The organism is Hydrogenophaga sp. SL48, from assembly GCF_021729865.1.
In the GTDB taxonomy this organism is placed as follows: Bacteria; Pseudomonadota; Gammaproteobacteria; order Burkholderiales; family Burkholderiaceae_C; genus Hydrogenophaga.
In genome coordinates, this window is record NZ_CP063400.1 from 1 (window position 1) to 18,944 (window position 18,944).

The window sequence follows — 18,944 nt, forward strand, 5'->3', positions numbered from 1 at the left end:
TTAAGGCTTGTGTGACACCTGCCCAGCCGCACAAGCGGTCGAGCACCCTCACTGCTGTCGGGCAGGTGTTGCATAAGCCTCGAGGGAGGAAACCGCGGCGACCGCTACGGTAGTTGTCGAGCGCGGTGGCTATGGCGATTGCTCTACGCTTGCGTCGCGAGTTGGCGGCCTACGACTGAGCATCGACACCTCATCGATGACCGCAGGCGCCCGTGCGTGTGCCACTTCGATACGGCAGCAGCTCTTGGCCGAGCCTGCGCAGACGCTGACCAGGCGACGCACGCAGCAGCCCACCGAACGCCATGTCCAGCGTCGAGTTGATCGGCGGTGTTCGAGCGTGGTCATGATGCCGGCGGCGCCCGAATCGAGCAGTCGCGCAAGAAGACCTGCAGCACCGTCATCGCGTGGCCGCAGTGCGCGCAGACGAAGGTCGGACGTGGCGAGTCCAAGCCATCGGTGGCCGGCGCTTGCGGCGATGACGGCGTCACCTGCAACAACTGGCGCGCCAGCGCCAGGTTGTCCCGCCGGTTGCTGTTGGCCAGCAGGCCGTAGTGCCGAATCCGGTGGAAGCCGCCCGGCAGCACATGCAGCAGGAAGCGGCGCATGAACTCCTGCGGGCTCAGCGTCATCGCCTTGTGGCGCGTCTTCCCTGTGGCGCGATAGTCCTTCCAGCGGAAGGTGACACCGCGCTCGTCCATCGCCAGCAGCCGGCTGTTGGAGATGGCCACGCGGTGCGTGTATCGCGACAGGTAGGCCAGCACCGCCTGCGGCCCGGCGAATGGCCGCTTGGCATAGACCACCCACTCGCACTGGCGCAGCGGCGCAAGCCAGGCCTTGAAGGTCACGGGTTCAGCCAGCGCCGCGTGTTCACCGAAGAACCTGAGTGCGCCGCCATCGTGCAGCCGCTGCAGTTCCTCCAGGAAGCGGCGCCTGAACAGCCGCGACAGCACGCGCACCGGCAGGAAGAACCCCGGGCGGCAGGCTACCCAAGTCTTGCCGTCGGGCGCAAACCCGCCGCCTGGCACGATGCCGTGCACGTGCGGGTGGTGGGTCAGTGCCGAGCCCCAGGTGTGCAGCACCAGTGTGGCGCCGATGTGGGCGCCCAAGTGCTTGGGATCGGCCGCGATACGCTGCAGCGTCTCGGCGGCGATGTCGAACAGCAAGCCGTACAGCGCCGCCTTGTTCTGGTACGCGATGTCGGCGATCGGTGCAGGCAGCGTGAAGACCACGTGGTAGTACTCCACCGGCAGCAGATCGGCCTGGCGCGCATCCAGCCAGCGCTTGGCTGCGCTGCTCTGGCACTTCGGACAGTGCCGGTTGCGGCACGAGTTGTAGGAGACCTCGTCTTGGCCGCAGCCGTCGCAGCGCAGGACATGGCCACCCAGTGCCGCCGTGCGGCACTGGGTGATGGCCGACATCACCTTGAGCTGCGCCAGGCTCAGGTGACCACGCTGGGCGTCAGGCCAGGCGGGTCCATGGGCACGGAAGATGTCGGCGACCTCCAGGGCGAGTCGCCCCTGCACGATGGCGTACGACTACAGGGCTGGCGGCTGCGGTGCAGGTTCGGGCGCTGGTTCGCCTGCGGGCTTGGCGGACGTGTGATCCAGAGGGCTGATGACCCGGCGCAGCAGGTCGGTGGCCACGGCGGCGTACAGGGTCGTGGTGTCCAGCCGCTTGTGCCCGAGCAGCACCTGGATGACACGGATATCGACCTTCTGCTCCAGCAGGTGGGTGGCAAAGGCATGGCGCAGGCCGTGCGGGGTGATGCGCTTGTCGATGCCGGCCGTCGCGGCGGCCAGGTGCACGGCGCGGTTGAGCTGGCGCGCGGTCACGTGATCGGTGGGGTCCAGGCCCGGGAACAGCCAACCACCGTGCCGGATCTTGCCCTGGGCATGGCCAAGCCTCCACCAGGCACGCAGCCGCTCCAGCAGCACGGGGCTGAGCATGGCGTAGCGATCCTTGCGGCCTTTGCCCTGCTCCACGCGCAGTGTCATGCGCTCGCCGTCGATGTCGCCGACCTTGAGCGAGACGACTTCGCTGACGCGCAGGCCCGCGCCATAGGCCACCGACATGGCAGCCTGGTGCTTGAGGTTGGGCGCGGCGGCGATCAGGCGGCCGACTTCCTCGGGACTCAGGATCACCGGCAACTTGCGCGGCACGGCCACGTTCGTCATCTTGAGCATGAGCTCCGGCCGGCCCAGCGTGATGTCGAAGAAGAACTTCAGCCCGGTGATGGTGGCGTTGATGGTGACTGGGCCGGTGCCGGTGTCCACCAGGTGCAACTGGAAGCGGCGCAGATCCTCGGCGGTGGCGGTGTGCGGCGAGCGGCCGAGGAAGGTGGCGAGCTTGCGCACGGCGCGGATGTAGCCGTCCTGCGTGTGCTCTGCGAACTGGCGCATGCGCATGTCGTCGAGCATGCGTTGGCGCAGCGGCGAGACGGCCGCGGATGGGGTCGGGGTGCAAATGTCCATGATCCTGCTCCTGCGTGACCGAGGCGGATTGCCTCGACCGCCAACATCGCAGAATCACGGGCGCAACGAAACGCCACCAACGTAGCCGGAGCGTCTACCGCGCGAGCGGTTTAGTCCTCCGCTGCACTGCTGATCCTCAGTTGCGCAAAGTCGGTCCCAGGCTGATCTGAGTCACTCGGGAACCGCAGTGCCGAACAGTAGAGAGCGTCACCAGCGGTCATTCAGCCATTGGCCATGCAAGCGACCGCTTCACTACCAAGACCGGGTACTCGGAGTTGGATGGCACCAAGTCCTGGGTGAAGGACCGGTTTCGCATGGGACGAAGTGACACTCCCGACCCAAAGTAGCCGACCGCGACTTTTCGCTGGCTGGCTGATCTGTAGTGGAAGCGGATACTGCAATGCGCTCGCCCTTATCTCGGAGCAGACCACGCCTGCGAGTCCGGGCTCGCAATGCCTGCTCGCGCAACAGCCTCTTGATGCGGTGCAGCCCGCAGGTCAGGACTTGCTCCAGCACGTCGCGCCATACGCGCCGGGCGCCGCAGGTGCCTGGCATAAAGACCGTCTCGCGAGACCCGGCCCATCGTGCAGGATGGAAAGCCGCAGCCGAGTACGGAAGGTCGTGAGCGCTGATAGAGCACAGCACAAACAGCTGTCTGACACCACTTTCCTGGCGAAGCACGGGCGCTTCGCTCGTCGCCTGTCATGTACAGTCCTACAAGAGGCGAACACAAAATGAAACAGATGGAGGGAGCTCATGACGACGGAGAGCTGCGCGGAGAAGGTTGGTCATATAAGCCGTGAGGCCGGCGACAAAACCAAAGGTTTTCGCTTTCAAAAGCTCCGGGCCGCAATCCGCTTCCTCCAGCGGGTGCAGGAGAACAAGGACGGTCAGGTCCTTTGTGCCATGGAGTTCATGGAGGACTCCGTCCTCTTTGACGGTTCCGATACTTCGCCAGTAAGTGGCGAAGAGAACAAGTACTACAGCTCAGGCCTTAGCTTCAATTCCGCTGCGGTTAAAAACACATTAGTCGCATTTCTCGACCTCTATTTTTCCTTCGGCCGCTCTAAGGATTTGAAGCTGGGCGTTTATGCATCGGCGACAGTTGCGCAAGAACGAATGTCAGCCGAATTCAGGAGCGAACTAGGGTTTGAACCAAAACAAAAGTTCTACGACATCCTGAAGAAGCTCACACAACAAGAAGAGCTTGATGATGAGGACAAGGCTGTCGCTTTTGCCTTAGCCAAGGACGTGTACTTTGGCGAGTACGCTGACGCCTCTAAAGGCTATAGAACATTACTTGAATCGATGGCTGAGGCGGAGTTTATAAACTTCCTGACGTCCATTGATTGGATGGTAGCAAGTGATTCAAACGATAGCCTTGAGGCCGAAGCGGTCCAATTGATTCGAGCCTGTAGATTTTACAACCATCGTCATTCAGATTTGGAAAACTTCATTCTCTCCAATCTAATAGATGAAATTGAGAAACGCTCCTGTTCAAAATCTCCACTAGATCGACTTGTCAACACTGACACGCTGAGAAGCATTTTTAATGAAATTATATTCAAATCCGCTCTTTCAGACCAAGTAGAAGACCCTGCCGTCGATGAGTGGGATGATATTGGTAACACAGACTTCCGAAATCTCTCAGACAAAATTTTGGCAGTGTGCCCGAATTTCAATCCGCGATTATTAAAGGTGCTTGCAAAGAACTGCAGCCTCGCTAGGAAAGTGGAAGCAGAAGGTGCACGAGAGATGAAGGCCCTCCTGCGTAGAATTCTTGATGTTTGTGAATTGCCACTCATCCAAAAGTGCGCTACCGCTACAAGCTTCACTGAGCAAGAAGTAACAAACATCATTGACGACCTCACTTTAATCGCCAAAAGCCACATAACTAGCCTGAGCTCACGTTATCGTTATGCTCCTCGTGATAGTCATGCAGTGAGAGGTGCAGTTCTAACGCTGTTTGACGATTGCTTCCTGGCATTCGATGAGGGGATGAACGATGCTCGACAGTGAAAAACTCTCTGGAGACCTGCCACGAGGCCCTCACAAAAACAAGCGCCCATTGTTTTTTATTTCCGGGGAAGATTTTTATTTCCTAGCATACTCCATCCTCCTGGCTCTGGAGCTATTGGGCGGAAGTGCTCGCCGAATTAGAGACCACCGGAAAATTGCCTATTTGGTTCAGTTTTTAGGCGACTCCCATCTTGTCGATATTTTAGAGCGCACGCAAAACTCAAAAATAGTGAATGCTGTTGACCGCGAGTTGCTTTTCTCAAGCTATACGACGGCAGAGCTGCACAAGCGCGAGGTCTTTAAAATCATATTTTCTCTGGAACGAAAAGGTTTTCTCCAGATGCTTCGGACGCAAAACCTTGAGGTGCTTGACATCTCATTGGTCGCCGAAAAAATACCGAAAGATTTTTTGAAGGATGCATCGTTTCATGAAGAGAGAGACAACGCGGAGAAGTTGAAAAGACTGGTTCCAAGGCTTTCAATTCTATCGTTTGATGGTTTGTTGGAACGGCTTTATATGGACAGAGGGGTTCGTGTATGGGTTTCCTAAGTATCAAGAAGGTCTCTTATATAGGCGACAATTACTACTTTGACTCGCCTACCTTAGCCGATGGAATATCTATCATCGAAGGTCCGAATGGGAGTGGGAAGTCGACGTTCTTCAATCTTATATACTACGGGCTTGGTGGGCGTGTTGAAGAATTCGACCCAGATGCTGCGGAAAAGCATATTCAGGTCGTAAATGACACGAATAATCTGGTTCGTCTCGTTATTGGTGTGGATGGTGAACTGTTCACACTTAGCCGACGGTTGAGAGATACGAGCATCACGGTGATGAAGGCTCCTCATGATGCTGACGGCGTTATCGAGGAACTGCAAGCGAACACGTATCCAATACATCGGCGTGATGATTGCAAGACATTCTCCGACTGGCTCTTGGAAAAGCTGAACATCCCTGTTGTTGACATCTTTCAGGGTGGAAAACAGTTCAAACTTAATTTCACCGACCTTGCTAGGCTGATCTACCATAATCAAAGCCCCGACCCCAATGGTATTTATAAACCAGCTGATGTAGCCGGCCCTTATAGTGACTCCTTGGAAATTCGTCGGGCTATTTTCCAAATTTTGGTTGGCAAAACCTTGATGGAGCTCTATGCTGCCGTTGGGGTTCTCAAGAATGCTGAGCGTGACTATGTAGCCGCCAAGGCTGTCTATAGTGAGTATGAGGATATTGTTAATCATCTGCTACGGGCAAGTGGTGTAAATGAGGTCTCTAACGTCAAGACACTTGGCACTCGTATTGAGGAACTTGAATCTCAGATTGAGGCCTTACTGAAGTCTCGAAAGGCGTTCTCCCTTGGCCAGTTGGGTAATGCTCAAGCAAAAAGTGCACTAGATGCCGAGATGCAACAGGTCCGTGAGCTAGAATTGGAGCGGCGGACTATTGATGAAAGTCGTGAACAACTGGCTAGTGAGGCAGGAAGGCTTCAGGATGTAGAGCGAGCCCTACAGTCGGACATTCAACGAATAAATAAAGTAATTTACGCTCATAGGCAATTAAACCTCTTCTCAGGGGATACCTGCCCGTACTGCCTGAATGATGTAATGAGAGCTCCTGGACATTGCATTTGTGGGAATGGAGTTCAAGAACAGGAGTATCAGCGATTCTTCTACAGTCCAGCCGAGTATCTGGAGATTTTAAAGAGTAAGACAAAGGCTCTTGATACCCTGCGCTTAGCGATACAAGGCGTTCGAGAAGAGCACACCCATTTGGTTGTAAAGCGGGAGCAGGTCTTAGGATCAATTACGGTTAAGCGTAAGCGAATTGAAGAAGCAGGATTAGTTCCAGACCGGGTCGAGAGTGCTATGGAGGAAATTGATGAAAAAATCCTCGATGCCCGTGGCAAACTCTCAAAATCTCAAGAAGCTCTTGCATTAGAGAGCAAATTGAGTAGTCTTCTCACGCGTCAGAAAAATCAGAAGTTAGCCGTTGACACCGCTAGGCTAACTGTACAGCGACTTGATAGTGAGTCGAGTGACGAACTGCAGACGCAGGTTAAAGACTTTGATAGGGTCTATAACGACTTCATGACCTCAGTCGTTACAGACTGCCGGAGTGCGTCAATTGACTCACAAACCTACCTACCGCTTATCAATAATGGGCAGTATCGAGAGCATAGTGCCAAGGTTCCGAAGCGGTTTCTTTACTACCTCGGTTTGCTGCAGCTGGCTTTATTGTCGGACATCCCATTCCCACGGCTCCTGCTAGTCGATACGCCGGAAACCGCGGGGATTGATTTGGATGCGCTGATGAAAATGCTGCGTCAGATTGAAGCACTTGAAAATATCTGGGAGAAACCCTTCCAGATTATCTTCTCCACTGGGGTCGGGAAGTATCCACCGGAGTTCGACACGAATGTGGTGCTCCGACTATCTGACGATGACAAGTTGCTGGTACGTCGGCATGAGCAGTGAGAGCGATCAGCTCTAAATATCAGACTGAAGGGCAACTCCTGCTCTGGTGGGGGGAAATGCATGAGAAGCGTATCGGTACTGCTGCTAGCCTTCTGCTGCGGGGTGGCTTCTGCAGATACGACCGTGATCGAGGACGGGTGCGTGAAGTACTTGGAAACGAGCAAGGTCTACAACGTTCGCGTCAACATTCTTGACGGGGAAGATCTTTGGCCAAAGTACAGCTGGGCAAATGTGCTCACGAAGTACGCTATCGTCTTCTGGGACAAGGACGAGGCCACGGTTATCGACATCAGCATCTTTGGCCTGTTGATGGATACCGGAGTCGAAGGAAAAGATCTTCAAGGCCGGCGATGGAAAGTAGCCAAGCAGCCTTGGTGTTGAGGATCAGGGACTTGCGGCCTTGACCGACGGCAACCGCTGCACTGCCGAACTTGAAAAATCGAAGGTCGCTTGAGGCTGAACTGAGTCACTCGATGTTGAGTCCTGAGCGGCGGCGACGTTCATCAATGGCCATTCGATGGTCCAGGTAAGGTACGACCGCACTACCGCCGAAAGAAACATTGGTCAGCCTCGATACTTGCCATTTGTCTCTCCATCTCTGCACTGTGTTTGTCCTTCGCTGCACCCATAAGCTCCTCGACCGGCTGAACGCCACGCCTGATCCAGAGTCGGCACCGCCGGACACAGTCCTCGGCGACTGGTACGCCAATCTGATCCGCATTGGCCGAATCCAGGTTGTGCTCGCTGTCAGCGAGCGAAGCTTGCTGCCAGTAGTGGTGCCAGCACGGGATAGTCGAGCCCTCGTCCAGCGGCTCTGCGAGGCTCTGGAGCCGATGCTCGCCGCCATAGGCGTTCCATCGGACGAAGCGACTGCCGAGCGCGGTGCAATGCAACATTGGGCAGTTGGAAAGACGGCAAACCGCAGAGTCCTGGGATCGCTCAACGACTTGGCATTTCAGCTTCAAGTCGGGCTGCTCAACTTCCCGGATCGAACGCTGCTGTCGCAATCGCTCTGGTTAGCCAAGACGCCCCTGAAGGTCATAGACTACGGCGCACCCGACCAAGCCACACTCGCGGCGTTCGCTGCTCATCGGGCGCTGCAGGCGGTCATCAGCCGATGACCGCTTCACTCTGAAGCGAGCGACAACCAGCGACCCCTTGCTGCCGTTCGGGTTGCCGAAGTCGCCGCCTGAAACCGGTCGTTGACAAATTCGGTGTCGTCAACCGAGCCAACCGATGCGAGACCTGAAAACGGTCGCGCGACCGCGTGGAGATCGGGGCATCGCTGGTCGAATTTCGAAAGCTGGACAGCGTCAACCAGGATGGCCGCGCGGGGGGCGCCTGGCGCCGGTGCCGACGACCTCACGTGCGCGCGGCCGTGCTGCAGCGCCTGAATCGGCACCACGAAGCGGCCGAGCATTTCTCGGCTGCGCTACGGGTCACGCCGAACAACGGCGTGTGGTGGATGGGGCTGGGAATGTCGCTAGCGGCCGAGGAGCGTAGCGACGTCGCGCGCGAGGCGTTCAACCGAGCCCGGGGGAGCGGGAACCTCTCGCCTTCCCCGCAGGCGTCAGAACTTGACCACTGCCATGGCGTTCTTGACCGTTTTGACGCCCTCGATCGAGCGCACAGTGGCAATGGCACCCTGGCTAATGACTTCGCTCTTGGCGAAACCAGAAAGAATGACGACGCCATTGGTCGTTTCGACCGCGATCTTGCTCGCCACCATGTCCTCTTCGAGCTTTCGCTTGACTTGCTGCGTAATAGCGTAATCGATTGGACTGCTGTAGTTGAAATCGACAATTACGATATCGTTCGTCACTGACTTGACACCTTTGATTTGCGAAGCCAGCTTTGCCACCGTCAATTTTGCATCGTTGGAACCAACGAACCCACGCAACATTATCGAGTCCTTGGCCGCCGCAACCACCACATTGGAGTGTTTCAGGGTAGCGTCAGAACGAATTGCTGCTTTTACTGTCGCGGCTATTGCCTCGCTGCCCGCAATTTGAAGCAAGCCGGATGCGTATGACTCCGGGATCGCGTAGGTGACCTGCTGTGCCGTATCGTCACCAGCCCAAGCTATTGCAACGACTTTTTTCGTCTGCGGGTCGAACACAGGCCCCCCGCTATTGCCGCGGTTGATCCCCAAGGTGGTTTGCCAGCGGCCCTTCGGGCCCGACCGATTGCTAAGAATTCCGGTTGCAGGCGACAGATCCGATTTTCCGGGGAAACCGAGAGCATAAAGTGGCGCGTCGAGGCGCAACCCGCCGCTGTTGCCGAACTGCGCAATTTGAAGCTTTAAATCGGCTGGTATCTGCAAGGCAAGGAGTACAAGATCGAGGTCGCCCTCTCGCTTCACCACTTCCACTGGGTATTTCGCACTGTTCCGCGAACCGATCGATCCCCAGGTTTTCACTATCGTTTCCCGGGTTTCCTCGAGCACTACATGATTGGCGGAAATCATGTGTCCGTACTCAGTGACGACAAAGCCGGTGCCGGAACTATCCTCTCGTACTCCAGTTCCATCTTTATTGACGCGCTCCGAGTGAATGAAAACGACAACATTTTGGTTTGCCGTCCTGATCCCCGAGTAGTCCTGAGCACCCACGCCCGTACTCGCAACGCCCACCAGGAATATCAAACCACACCTTTTGCCGATGTCGATCATTTTTTCCCCTTTGGCGGATGCTCAATAAGCATAGGATCCAGGATTGTGGATGATCTCGATGGATGTCTTAGCGTTCAGCATCTGTTTTGGAGAAAACCAAAGGATGCGCTTAGATTGCGGGTTTTCATCAATGGAAATCTTCAGCGCACGATGACAGCAGAGCCACGCGAGCTTTGAACAGTAAAAATCCGTGTCATCATTCAAGTCGAAATTCCAGAAGTTGTAGGGTTTTCCGACCTGCTTTCTGCTGAGTTCAACCACGTCATTTCTTGCCGAGCTTGAGAAAGCCTTCAATCGACCCAACCAGATTGCAGAATCGAACCGCTCCTCAATCCAGTCTCGATACCGCACACGCACCACACCTTTTGTCATCAGGGCCTCTATGACCCAAGGCGTCCCTGCGGGATCAATATCGATGATTCCGACGTGCCCAACATAGAACGCCCCACCCGAATAAACACCTGGTTGGCCTAGTGCCTGGCCACCGGCATAAACGGCTATGAACTCTCTATAGTCCATGCCCTGAAGGACCTGGATGCGCTGTCTATCGAGCGGATCCGCTGTCGGCGCGCCCGCATGCTTCAGTAGGAACGCATCTCGTTCTGCCCTCCACAGCGCACGGTCATCTGCCGCCGAATTCGATGTACCGGCGTTATAGGGGACGTACGCTTGGGGCTTCTTTGGCCAAACGAAATCCCCAGCCTGAAAGAGCTGTGGGTTGGGCCGAGGAACGTCCGTTGGGGTGTTCGCATTCGAGGTGTCCGTCGTTGCCAACAGCGTGGACGCAGCCAGAATGCGCGCCATAAACGCTCGGCGGTCGTTCGTTTTAGAAGCCTGTACCTGCATGGCACATCCCTCCCGGTGCTCGGACCTGAAGAAGTTTCGCGACTGGCGCTCGCCTTTCGACGTGACCTCAGCCGGCAGCAAAGCGTACATCTTTTCGCACAGGAACACCAGCCATTGAGAGCGCGGGCACGGCAGCGTGCGCTCGTCAAATTCGAGCTGGAGGAACCTCGCCGCAGCCGGTGAGTGGCTTCGGATCGCACTACCCGGCGCACTCCGGCATTCCCCCGGTCAGCCAGTGGGTGCTGTCACTACCCATCCCGCTGCGCCTGCTCCTTGACGAACTAAGGAAGGTCTGCAAAACCCCAGCGCCTCTGGCCCGATGTGAGACAGTGACGACATGAAGCAAATGAGCCAGGGCGAGAGTGGATTCGAGCGTAAGACCAAGAGGACGCGCAAGCGCGAGTTCCTGGACGAGATGGACCTGGTGGTGCCCTGGGCGGAGCTGGTTTCGCTGATCACGCCGCACACACCCGCACCCGGCTCCAAGGGCGGACGCCCGCCGTTTGCTTTCGAGACCATGCTGCGCATCCACTTCCTGCAGCAGTGGTTCAACCTCTCGGACCCGGCGATGGAAGAGGCGCTGTACGACACCCCCATGTTTCGCGAGTTTGCGGGCCTGGACGCAGGGGAAGACAACCTGCCCGACGAGAGCACCATTCTTCGGTTCCGCCACCTGCTCGAAGCCCACAACCTGAGCGTGCAGATCCTGGCCACGGTCAACGCCACGCTGGCGGCCAAGGGCCTGCTGCTCAAGAGCGGCACGGTGGTCGATGCCACGCTGATCGCCGCACCGAGTTCGACCAAGAACAGCAATGGTGAACGCGACCCCGAGATGCACCAGACCAAGAAGGGCAACCAGTGGCACTTCGGCATGAAGGCGCACATTGGGGTCGATGCAGACTCGGGCCTGGTGCACACGATGGTGGGCACGGCGGCCAACGTCAACGATGTGACGCAGGCGCACGCGCTGGTGCACGGAGAGGAAACCAATGTTCTGGCCGACGCGGGCTATCAGGGCGTGGACAAGCGAGCAGAGACCCAAGGCATCAGCGTCAACTGGCACGAGGCCATGCGACCGGGCAAGCGCAGGGCGCTGGACAGGAGCACACCGATGGGCGCGATCCTGGATCAGCTGGAGCAGGCCAAGGCGCCCATCCGGGCCAAGGTCGAACACCCGTTCCGGGTGATCAAGCGCCAGTTCGGGCACGTGAAGGTTCGCTACCGCGGGCTGCCAAGAACACTGCGCAGTGCACACGCTGTTTGCGCTGTCCAACCTGTGGATGGTGCGACGCAGGTTGCTGCAGGAGACGCGGGGATGAGTGCGTCTGCGGGCGGCCAGAGGGCCGCAAACCGGGGCGAAACCGGTCTTGAAATGGGCCTCGTGAGCCGGAAATCGCCGTCATCTGAAACTGCTTGCATCAACTCACGCTGCGGCGGGTGTTGTGCAGACCTTCCCTAGAAGTAGGGATTGGAAAACGTGCAGGCCGGAACAGAAAACTAGACCTTCACGCCCACCGTCGCCCACGCGCCGCCAATCGCATCAGGAGCATTGCTAAGTTCAGGCAATACCTTGCCTGCAGCGATAATTGTCAGCCGCGCGAAATCTGAAAAAGAAGCCTTAGGAATTGAGCAGGCAGATGTCATTGCGTTAATCCAAACTCTAGCTGCCCCGAGCCAGGACGGCAACTGACCAAGCGCGACACAACTCAGGAAAAAAGCGTAATTCGGAATACCGGAGTTGATGTGCGGCTCTCCGCCCACACTGTAATCAGAGTAATGCTTCGGCTGAATTGTCATTGATAGCGGGGACTGAGGATTCTCAAGATTGCGCAAATAGCGCCAGCCCCTCGCAAGCGCCAAAGGCCCGAGCAAAGGTCCAGCAAGTCCCCAGTCGGGATTTTCAAATTCAGCGTTCATCCACTGTCGGAAGGAAACCCCAAGCACATCCGATATACTCTCATTTAGGGCGCCTGCCTCACCCTCGTACTCAAACTCTGATGTGAACTGCGTGAAGCCGTGCAATACTTCATGTGCTACAAAATCGGCTGCTGATGTAAAATCAGTAAACATCAATCCATCACCGCTTCCGAAAACACACTGAGCACCATCCCAAAATGCGTTGCTGTAAGCGCGGCTGTAGGTAACGCTGGAATCAATCCGCAAGCCCTTACCGTCAATGGAGTCTCGAGAGGCCACCTCATCCAAAAACACTCGAAAACGGCTGGTAAACGCCCAAGCTCGCAATTCGGAACTCTCCTTTGACAATGCAGGATACATTACTTCCCTTCCAGGAAGCACCTCGCCGCTATCGCAATTGAAAATGGCAACCCGCCCTGATGCTCGTATCGTTCTGTCCTGTACCAAACGAGCAGGTAATCGGGTTGAAGCTTCAAGAGCACGACGACAGTGTTCGGGAATATGATCCAGCGCGGCAAGCCGCAACAAAAGACTTGCCGGCAACATGCTATGACACGATCCGAGACAGGCTCTTGATGCTTCCCGAAAGGTAATAGGCCGTCTTAGTCTCAGGGCTGATCGCAAGGCGGTCGTTGTAGACATCAAAGTCCAGCAGCGCCTTGTCGGTGAAGAGAAGATGGATCTTTCCTGTTATAAAACCAGAAACCATCGCATCCATTTCGAGCGCTGGGGGCAAAAACAGGCTGCTGGCAGCGCTCTTTGCTGCGATGCCGTCGATTACCGTCGTTGTAGCGACGGCATTTTTTTGAAGCGTAAGCGTAATGGCGATTTCTTCAATGTCGGCGACAGTGTAATCTTTGCCGCCAACCTCAAATTCCAGTGGAGTGCCCATCATCAGCAAATGCGGAGTTGGTGCCGAGATAGGGTCGGGCTTGTGCGTCGGCGTTGCCACTTGCCACACAGTCCCGTTCTCCCACCACAGCTTTTGCCCATTGTTGTAGAGAAATCCTGTTCCTGCTCGAACTGCTCGACCGCAGCGCCGGGCCATTGCATACAGAAGATCTGCGCCGTCTTGACCCGCGCCTGTATGGCATGACCAGATTGAAACAAGCGTAATTCGCGAAGGATTGATCTTGTCAAGTTCCGGCCCCCAAGCGTATTCGTTCCAACTCTGAATGATGGTATTCACGTCAAACGGCCCGCTTTGACCCATACCTGTCTCTAGAATGCCTTCATTGCCATGCCCACCAATGTTAAGTTCTCCCGTACTTGCCGCGCCTGCCACCTCAATGAGCGCACTCAATGAATTGCTGACTGCTTGCGAAGTGGATCCGTGACGAAGTGGCTGCCAAAAGCAAGCTGCCAAGCCATTATTCGCACCATCATCTGGGCCACTCGAGATAGTGTTCTTAGCTCCGATTCCTGCCAAAACGGGGGCAGGATAGGCAAACTGATTCAGAGGTAAACGTTTCATACTTATCTCCCCGTGTATTGGTCTCCGCAGGTGTAGCGGGAACTAGCGCGGAATGCACCCTCAAAAATCCGAATTGACGCACCCCGCGGAACGTGCTAGCTGCTGGGCCGACGCGGCCCAGCTCGCCCGTTCCGCCTGCCATAGCTGAACCTCGCGTCGGTGTTGCTGCCGAAATTTCCTTTTCCGCGCCGCTGAGCTTCAAGCTACCTAGCCCGCCGCACGCGCTTTATGTGCAGCGCCGGGGTTGTGTCGCACAGGCTGTTTTGTGCGAGCGTGCCCAGCTGGGTTCTGCGGAATGTCGGCTTCTTGGCAGCAACATCGGCGAAATGAAGGTCTGCAGTGGGTCGAGAGCGTGAGTTCGACCCTTCGTGCAGCGGACATTCGACCATGAGTTGGCGGAGCAACCGGTGGACTGCCACGCTGGATGACTGCAGCCCTCTCGATACCTGTCATTGATGCCGCCGTGCCGCTGGGTGAGCCGATGACGACTTCGTGCCAGGCACCGTGAACTCAGCTCCCGGGCCCGACCGACGGCTGTCGTTAAGGCTTGTGTGACACCTGCCCAGCCGCACAAGCGGTCGAGCACCCTCACTGCTGTCGGGCAGGTGTTGCATAAGCCTCGAGGGAGGAAACCGCGGCGACCGCTACGGTAGTTGTCGAGCGCGGTGGCTATGGCGATTGCTCTACGCTTGCGTCGCGAGTTGGCGGCCTACGACTGAGCATCGACACCTCATCGATGACCGCAGGCGCCCGTGCGTGTGCCACTTCGATACGGCAGCAGCTCTTGGCCGAGCCTGCGCAGACGCTGACCAGGCGACGCACGCAGCAGCCCACCGAACGCCATGTCCAGCGTCGAGTTGATCGGCGGTGTTCGAGCGTGGTCATGATGCCGGCGGCGCCCGAATCGAGCAGTCGCGCAAGAAGACCTGCAGCACCGTCATCGCGTGGCCGCAGTGCGCGCAGACGAAGGTCGGACGTGGCGAGTCCAAGCCATCGGTGGCCGGCGCTTGCGGCGATGACGGCGTCACCTGCAACAACTGGCGCGCCAGCGCCAGGTTGTCCCGCCGGTTGCTGTTGGCCAGCAGGCCGTAGTGCCGAATCCGGTGGAAGCCGCCCGGCAGCACATGCAGCAGGAAGCGGCGCATGAACTCCTGCGGGCTCAGCGTCATCGCCTTGTGGCGCGTCTTCCCTGTGGCGCGATAGTCCTTCCAGCGGAAGGTGACACCGCGCTCGTCCATCGCCAGCAGCCGGCTGTTGGAGATGGCCACGCGGTGCGTGTATCGCGACAGGTAGGCCAGCACCGCCTGCGGCCCGGCGAATGGCCGCTTGGCATAGACCACCCACTCGCACTGGCGCAGCGGCGCAAGCCAGGCCTTGAAGGTCACGGGTTCAGCCAGCGCCGCGTGTTCACCGAAGAACCTGAGTGCGCCGCCATCGTGCAGCCGCTGCAGTTCCTCCAGGAAGCGGCGCCTGAACAGCCGCGACAGCACGCGCACCGGCAGGAAGAACCCCGGGCGGCAGGCTACCCAAGTCTTGCCGTCGGGCGCAAACCCGCCGCCTGGCACGATGCCGTGCACGTGCGGGTGGTGGGTCAGTGCCGAGCCCCAGGTGTGCAGCACCAGTGTGGCGCCGATGTGGGCGCCCAAGTGCTTGGGATCGGCCGCGATACGCTGCAGCGTCTCGGCGGCGATGTCGAACAGCAAGCCGTACAGCGCCGCCTTGTTCTGGTACGCGATGTCGGCGATCGGTGCAGGCAGCGTGAAGACCACGTGGTAGTACTCCACCGGCAGCAGATCGGCCTGGCGCGCATCCAGCCAGCGCTTGGCTGCGCTGCTCTGGCACTTCGGACAGTGCCGGTTGCGGCACGAGTTGTAGGAGACCTCGTCTTGGCCGCAGCCGTCGCAGCGCAGGACATGGCCACCCAGTGCCGCCGTGCGGCACTGGGTGATGGCCGACATCACCTTGAGCTGCGCCAGGCTCAGGTGACCACGCTGGGCGTCAGGCCAGGCGGGTCCATGGGCACGGAAGATGTCGGCGACCTCCAGGGCGAGTCGCCCCTGCACGATGGCGTACGACTACAGGGCTGGCGGCTGCGGTGCAGGTTCGGGCGCTGGTTCGCCTGCGGGCTTGGCGGACGTGTGATCCAGAGGGCTGATGACCCGGCGCAGCAGGTCGGTGGCCACGGCGGCGTACAGGGTCGTGGTGTCCAGCCGCTTGTGCCCGAGCAGCACCTGGATGACACGGATATCGACCTTCTGCTCCAGCAGGTGGGTGGCAAAGGCATGGCGCAGGCCGTGCGGGGTGATGCGCTTGTCGATGCCGGCCGTCGCGGCGGCCAGGTGCACGGCGCGGTTGAGCTGGCGCGCGGTCACGTGATCGGTGGGGTCCAGGCCCGGGAACAGCCAACCACCGTGCCGGATCTTGCCCTGGGCATGGCCAAGCCTCCACCAGGCACGCAGCCGCTCCAGCAGCACGGGGCTGAGCATGGCGTAGCGATCCTTGCGGCCTTTGCCCTGCTCCACGCGCAGTGTCATGCGCTCGCCGTCGATGTCGCCGACCTTGAGCGAGACGACTTCGCTGACGCGCAGGCCCGCGCCATAGGCCACCGACATGGCAGCCTGGTGCTTGAGGTTGGGCGCGGCGGCGATCAGGCGGCCGACTTCCTCGGGACTCAGGATCACCGGCAACTTGCGCGGCACGGCCACGTTCGTCATCTTGAGCATGAGCTCCGGCCGGCCCAGCGTGATGTCGAAGAAGAACTTCAGCCCGGTGATGGTGGCGTTGATGGTGACTGGGCCGGTGCCGGTGTCCACCAGGTGCAACTGGAAGCGGCGCAGATCCTCGGCGGTGGCGGTGTGCGGCGAGCGGCCGAGGAAGGTGGCGAGCTTGCGCACGGCGCGGATGTAGCCGTCCTGCGTGTGCTCTGCGAACTGGCGCATGCGCATGTCGTCGAGCATGCGTTGGCGCAGCGGCGAGACGGCCGCGGATGGGGTCGGGGTGCAAATGTCCATGATCCTGCTCCTGCGTGACCGAGGCGGATTGCCTCGACCGCCAACATCGCAGAATCACGGGCGCAACGAAACGCCACCAACGTAGCCGGAGCGTCTACCGCGCGAGCGGTTTAGTCCATCGCTGCACAACCGTCACTCAACTTCTTACAAAGTCCTCCGATCAGATTCGAATGGAACAAGCTGGACCAGCCCTAGTAAGCCACGGAAAACGGTTCTCCTGGAAGGCTGCGCAACCGGCTCAGCGAGACCCCGCCCGCCAGTCCCAGGGGGCAATTGCATGCTGATCGGACCAAAGGCCGCGGCGCCGGGATCGCGCATCTTCTTCGGCATTCGCATAGAGCAGCCGGTCCGATGCACTCTGCTCACTGGCGTACTTCTTGTAGTGCCAGGCCCAGCCATGGACCACCAGTGCCAGGTTCACGTCCCGGCCGTCGCCTATCACTTTGCCCACCCAGCGACCGTAGCGGTCCTTCTTTTCTGTGAGCACCAGGACGACCTTCTGGAAGACCAGGGTGGAAAGGGCATCACGTGCGCGTTGCCCAAACGGCTGTCGGCGCTCCGGGGTGTCGATACCCGCAAGACGGATCTTGTGCTGCACCTTCTGGGCGTCCAGCACAGTCAACGTGTCGCCGTCGGTGATGGATACGACCAGACCCTGGATGCTCTGAGCGTGCAGCAAGCCGCTGATCGACCAGCAGGCAACTAGCATCAGGAAAATGCGCCAGTGGGAATTTCGACCGGTCACGGGGTGGGCCCTAAAACAATTTCCCGGACTGATCCGGTCGAACAGGCGCGTCACGGCATCTTCGGGGAGGAAGACTCTGGATGAGCAGAGGCCGGTGGCATGTCGGCTCCAGCACTTGGGGTCCAGGAATCCTGGCCTATCAGATCCTTCAGAAGTTGTCTGCACGCGGGCACAGGATCATGACTTGGATCACGCCTAGCGGCCCCAAGAGATGAATCACAGGCAGTCCCGTTGACTCAGCTGCCGACGGCATCCTTGATGCACTTCTTGGTGAAGCTGTTCTTGGCAGCGCCAGCCAGCGTCTTCTGCTGCGCGGCCAGATCACAACGGGCGGTGGCATCTTTTTCGCACTTCTTGAGGAAAGACGTCTTGGCGGCGCCGGCCAGCTTCTTCTCGGCCGCCGCGGCCATGCAGCTGAGGTCTTGCGCCCAGGCGGCTTGGCACAGAAGCATCAGCGCAGATGCGGTGAACAGGGAGGTTTTGAACATTGTTGCTCCGTCTGTGGGGATGACGGCGCGAGGATATCGCAGGCGCGGATGGTGCTGACATCGCTGGTCACGACGCTTTTTAGGTGCTTGCAATAAATACTGATGTTATTTACAGTATGCATTGGTCAACGCACAGTTCCCGAGGAGTCAAGCATGTCTTCCGTCTTTCGTCAGCACTACAAGCCCTTCCGCATCCCGGCACCGGTCCTGCTTCGTCGGCTCTGGGCGTGGTTCTAAGCTCCAGTCCAATCTCAAGACAGAGCCGCAAGGTGGGGCGGTTGCCAAACGATTCATGGCTAGGAGTGCCGCGGGCTTTGGCCAGAAGAACCTTGTTGTGGGCGCCCCGATTTGAGCCACATGCCGAACCGTGAGTGAGGTACCGAGGACCAACTTCTCGCAGGCGCGCGTAGACAAATCCTCGAGGAACTCAACAGCCGCGTCGACCTGCTGCCAGTAGAGGACCAAGTCTTGACGTTGATGCTGCTGGATTCCATGAGCTGGAAGGTTCAGCGCAAACATGTCCAAGTTGATGTGTTGCCATTCCTCCAGGAAGCCTTCTATCGATCAAAGGAAGTAGACCAAGCGGACGCTCTGGTGACCACTGACCCAGAAGTCATGGGCGGAGTGCCGGTGTTCGCGGGCACGTGGGTGCCGGTCGAAGTTGTGCTGGGTTCATTCGCGGTAGGCATCCCGTTGGACCGCCTGAAGGCTTCGTACCCTTTTTGACCGAAGCACACATTCAATCCGCGAAGGTCTACGATGAGGTGCATCCTCGACGAGGTAGGCCTCGTCGCATTGCCGACGTGAATCCGGGGCTCCCGCGACGT

General features: G+C 58.4%; 16 protein-coding genes and 3 pseudogenes. 8 read left to right on the forward strand and 11 right to left on the reverse strand.

The features are described 5' to 3' along the window. Nucleotides 1–341: 341 nt before the first annotated feature. The 3 genes and pseudogenes from IM738_RS00005 to IM738_RS00015 all read right to left on the reverse strand — a co-directional run. The gene (locus IM738_RS00005) at nucleotides 342–1,523 is read right to left on the reverse strand and encodes an IS91 family transposase (protein WP_236963861.1); all 1,182 of its coding nucleotides are present in this window, start codon (nucleotides 1,521–1,523) and stop codon (nucleotides 342–344) included. A gap of 12 nt (nucleotides 1,524–1,535) precedes the next feature. Continuing rightward, on the reverse strand, nucleotides 1,536–2,471 hold the full coding sequence (locus IM738_RS00010) for a tyrosine-type recombinase/integrase (RefSeq protein ID WP_236963862.1): 936 nt from the start codon (nucleotides 2,469–2,471) through the stop codon (nucleotides 1,536–1,538). A gap of 372 nt (nucleotides 2,472–2,843) precedes the next feature. Next, nucleotides 2,844–3,017 (reverse strand): annotated as a pseudogene (locus IM738_RS00015) (IS3 family transposase); the annotation flags it as partial. A 210-nt stretch (nucleotides 3,018–3,227) separates the two neighbouring features. On the opposite strand from IM738_RS00015, the gene IM738_RS00020 reads away from it, so the two are divergent. The 6 genes and pseudogenes from IM738_RS00020 to IM738_RS26010 all read left to right on the forward strand — a co-directional run. Continuing rightward, nucleotides 3,228–4,490 carry a hypothetical protein gene (locus tag IM738_RS00020; protein WP_236963863.1) on the forward strand — a complete coding sequence of 421 codons (1,263 nt, stop codon included), beginning with the start codon at nucleotides 3,228–3,230 and terminating at the stop codon, nucleotides 4,488–4,490. Beyond that, on the forward strand, nucleotides 4,477–5,040 hold the full coding sequence (locus tag IM738_RS00025) for a hypothetical protein (RefSeq protein WP_236963864.1): 564 nt from the start codon (nucleotides 4,477–4,479) through the stop codon (nucleotides 5,038–5,040). The genes IM738_RS00020 and IM738_RS00025 overlap by 14 nt, the downstream gene beginning before the upstream one ends. Further along, nucleotides 5,028–6,965 carry a hypothetical protein gene (locus tag IM738_RS00030; protein ID WP_236963865.1) on the forward strand — a complete coding sequence of 646 codons (1,938 nt, stop codon included), beginning with the start codon at nucleotides 5,028–5,030 and terminating at the stop codon, nucleotides 6,963–6,965. Before IM738_RS00025 ends, IM738_RS00030 begins: the two co-directional genes overlap by 13 nt. A 60-nt stretch (nucleotides 6,966–7,025) precedes the next feature. Beyond that, the gene (locus tag IM738_RS00035; protein WP_236963866.1) at nucleotides 7,026–7,346 is read left to right on the forward strand and encodes a hypothetical protein; all 321 of its coding nucleotides are present in this window, start codon (nucleotides 7,026–7,028) and stop codon (nucleotides 7,344–7,346) included. A 203-nt stretch (nucleotides 7,347–7,549) separates the two neighbouring features. After that, nucleotides 7,550–8,086, forward strand: a complete 537-nt coding sequence (locus tag IM738_RS00040) for a DUF6933 domain-containing protein (RefSeq protein WP_236963867.1) — start codon at nucleotides 7,550–7,552, stop codon at nucleotides 8,084–8,086. A gap of 257 nt (nucleotides 8,087–8,343) precedes the next feature. Beyond that, nucleotides 8,344–8,499: pseudogene (locus IM738_RS26010) on the forward strand (tetratricopeptide repeat protein); the annotation flags it as partial. A 36-nt stretch (nucleotides 8,500–8,535) separates the two neighbouring features. Here IM738_RS26010 and IM738_RS00045 read toward each other — a convergent pair. Together IM738_RS00045 and IM738_RS00050 are read right to left on the reverse strand one after the other, a co-directional pair. Then, nucleotides 8,536–9,636 carry a BON domain-containing protein gene (locus tag IM738_RS00045; RefSeq protein ID WP_236963868.1) on the reverse strand — a complete coding sequence of 367 codons (1,101 nt, stop codon included), beginning with the start codon at nucleotides 9,634–9,636 and terminating at the stop codon, nucleotides 8,536–8,538. A 21-nt stretch (nucleotides 9,637–9,657) separates the two neighbouring features. Further along, a complete protein-coding gene (locus IM738_RS00050; RefSeq protein ID WP_236963869.1) occupies nucleotides 9,658–10,572 on the reverse strand; it encodes a YiiX/YebB-like N1pC/P60 family cysteine hydrolase in 915 nt (304 codons plus the stop codon). Nucleotides 10,573–10,819: 247 nt separating this feature from the next. On the opposite strand from IM738_RS00050, the pseudogene IM738_RS00055 reads away from it, so the two are divergent. Beyond that, nucleotides 10,820–11,801, forward strand: a pseudogene (locus tag IM738_RS00055) (IS5 family transposase). 178 nt (nucleotides 11,802–11,979) lie between these two features. On the opposite strand, the gene IM738_RS00060 reads toward IM738_RS00055, so the two are convergent. The 6 genes from IM738_RS00060 to IM738_RS00085 form a co-directional block, all read right to left on the reverse strand. After that, nucleotides 11,980–12,945, reverse strand: a complete 966-nt coding sequence (locus IM738_RS00060; protein WP_236963870.1) for a M4 family metallopeptidase — start codon at nucleotides 12,943–12,945, stop codon at nucleotides 11,980–11,982. A 1-nt stretch (nucleotide 12,946) separates the two neighbouring features. Then, nucleotides 12,947–13,873 carry a hypothetical protein gene (locus IM738_RS00065; protein WP_236963871.1) on the reverse strand — a complete coding sequence of 309 codons (927 nt, stop codon included), beginning with the start codon at nucleotides 13,871–13,873 and terminating at the stop codon, nucleotides 12,947–12,949. 881 nt (nucleotides 13,874–14,754) lie between these two features. Continuing rightward, nucleotides 14,755–15,936 (reverse strand): IS91 family transposase, encoded by a 1,182-nt coding sequence (locus IM738_RS00070; RefSeq protein WP_236963861.1) that lies wholly within the window; start codon nucleotides 15,934–15,936, stop codon nucleotides 14,755–14,757. Between the two features lie 12 nt (nucleotides 15,937–15,948). Then, a complete protein-coding gene (locus IM738_RS00075) occupies nucleotides 15,949–16,884 on the reverse strand; it encodes a tyrosine-type recombinase/integrase (RefSeq protein WP_236963862.1) in 936 nt (311 codons plus the stop codon). Between the two features lie 238 nt (nucleotides 16,885–17,122). Continuing rightward, nucleotides 17,123–17,683, reverse strand: coding sequence for a thermonuclease family protein (locus tag IM738_RS00080; RefSeq protein WP_236963872.1), 561 nt, complete (start codon nucleotides 17,681–17,683; stop codon nucleotides 17,123–17,125). 182 nt (nucleotides 17,684–17,865) lie between these two features. Continuing rightward, the gene (locus IM738_RS00085) at nucleotides 17,866–18,117 is read right to left on the reverse strand and encodes a hypothetical protein (protein WP_236963873.1); all 252 of its coding nucleotides are present in this window, start codon (nucleotides 18,115–18,117) and stop codon (nucleotides 17,866–17,868) included. 477 nt (nucleotides 18,118–18,594) lie between these two features. Here IM738_RS00085 and IM738_RS00090 point away from each other — a divergent pair, with 477 nt between their 5' ends. Continuing rightward, entirely contained in the window at nucleotides 18,595–18,843 is a 249-nt protein-coding gene (locus tag IM738_RS00090) for a DUF433 domain-containing protein (protein WP_236966418.1), read from the forward strand. The last annotated feature ends 101 nt before the right edge of the window (nucleotides 18,844–18,944 follow it).

Bases quoted from the DNA above. Each gene is read 5' to 3' on its own strand.
- IM738_RS00010 (WP_236963862.1), bottom strand. From the start codon at position 2,471: ATGGACATTTGCACCCCGACCCCATCCGCGGCCGTCTCGCCGCTGCGC.
- IM738_RS00020 (WP_236963863.1), top strand. From the start codon at position 3,228: ATGACGACGGAGAGCTGCGCGGAGAAGGTTGGTCATATAAGCCGTGAG.
- IM738_RS00025 (WP_236963864.1), top strand. From the start codon at position 4,477: ATGCTCGACAGTGAAAAACTCTCTGGAGACCTGCCACGAGGCCCTCAC.
- IM738_RS00030 (WP_236963865.1), top strand. From the start codon at position 5,028: ATGGGTTTCCTAAGTATCAAGAAGGTCTCTTATATAGGCGACAATTAC.
- IM738_RS00035 (WP_236963866.1), top strand. From the start codon at position 7,026: ATGAGAAGCGTATCGGTACTGCTGCTAGCCTTCTGCTGCGGGGTGGCT.
- IM738_RS00045 (WP_236963868.1), bottom strand. From the start codon at position 9,636: ATGATCGACATCGGCAAAAGGTGTGGTTTGATATTCCTGGTGGGCGTT.
- IM738_RS00050 (WP_236963869.1), bottom strand. From the start codon at position 10,572: ATGTACGCTTTGCTGCCGGCTGAGGTCACGTCGAAAGGCGAGCGCCAG.
- IM738_RS00060 (WP_236963870.1), bottom strand. From the start codon at position 12,945: ATGTTGCCGGCAAGTCTTTTGTTGCGGCTTGCCGCGCTGGATCATATT.
- IM738_RS00065 (WP_236963871.1), bottom strand. From the start codon at position 13,873: ATGAAACGTTTACCTCTGAATCAGTTTGCCTATCCTGCCCCCGTTTTG.
- IM738_RS00075 (WP_236963862.1), bottom strand. From the start codon at position 16,884: ATGGACATTTGCACCCCGACCCCATCCGCGGCCGTCTCGCCGCTGCGC.
- IM738_RS00085 (WP_236963873.1), bottom strand. From the start codon at position 18,117: ATGTTCAAAACCTCCCTGTTCACCGCATCTGCGCTGATGCTTCTGTGC.
- IM738_RS00090 (WP_236966418.1), top strand. From the start codon at position 18,595: ATGCTGCTGGATTCCATGAGCTGGAAGGTTCAGCGCAAACATGTCCAA.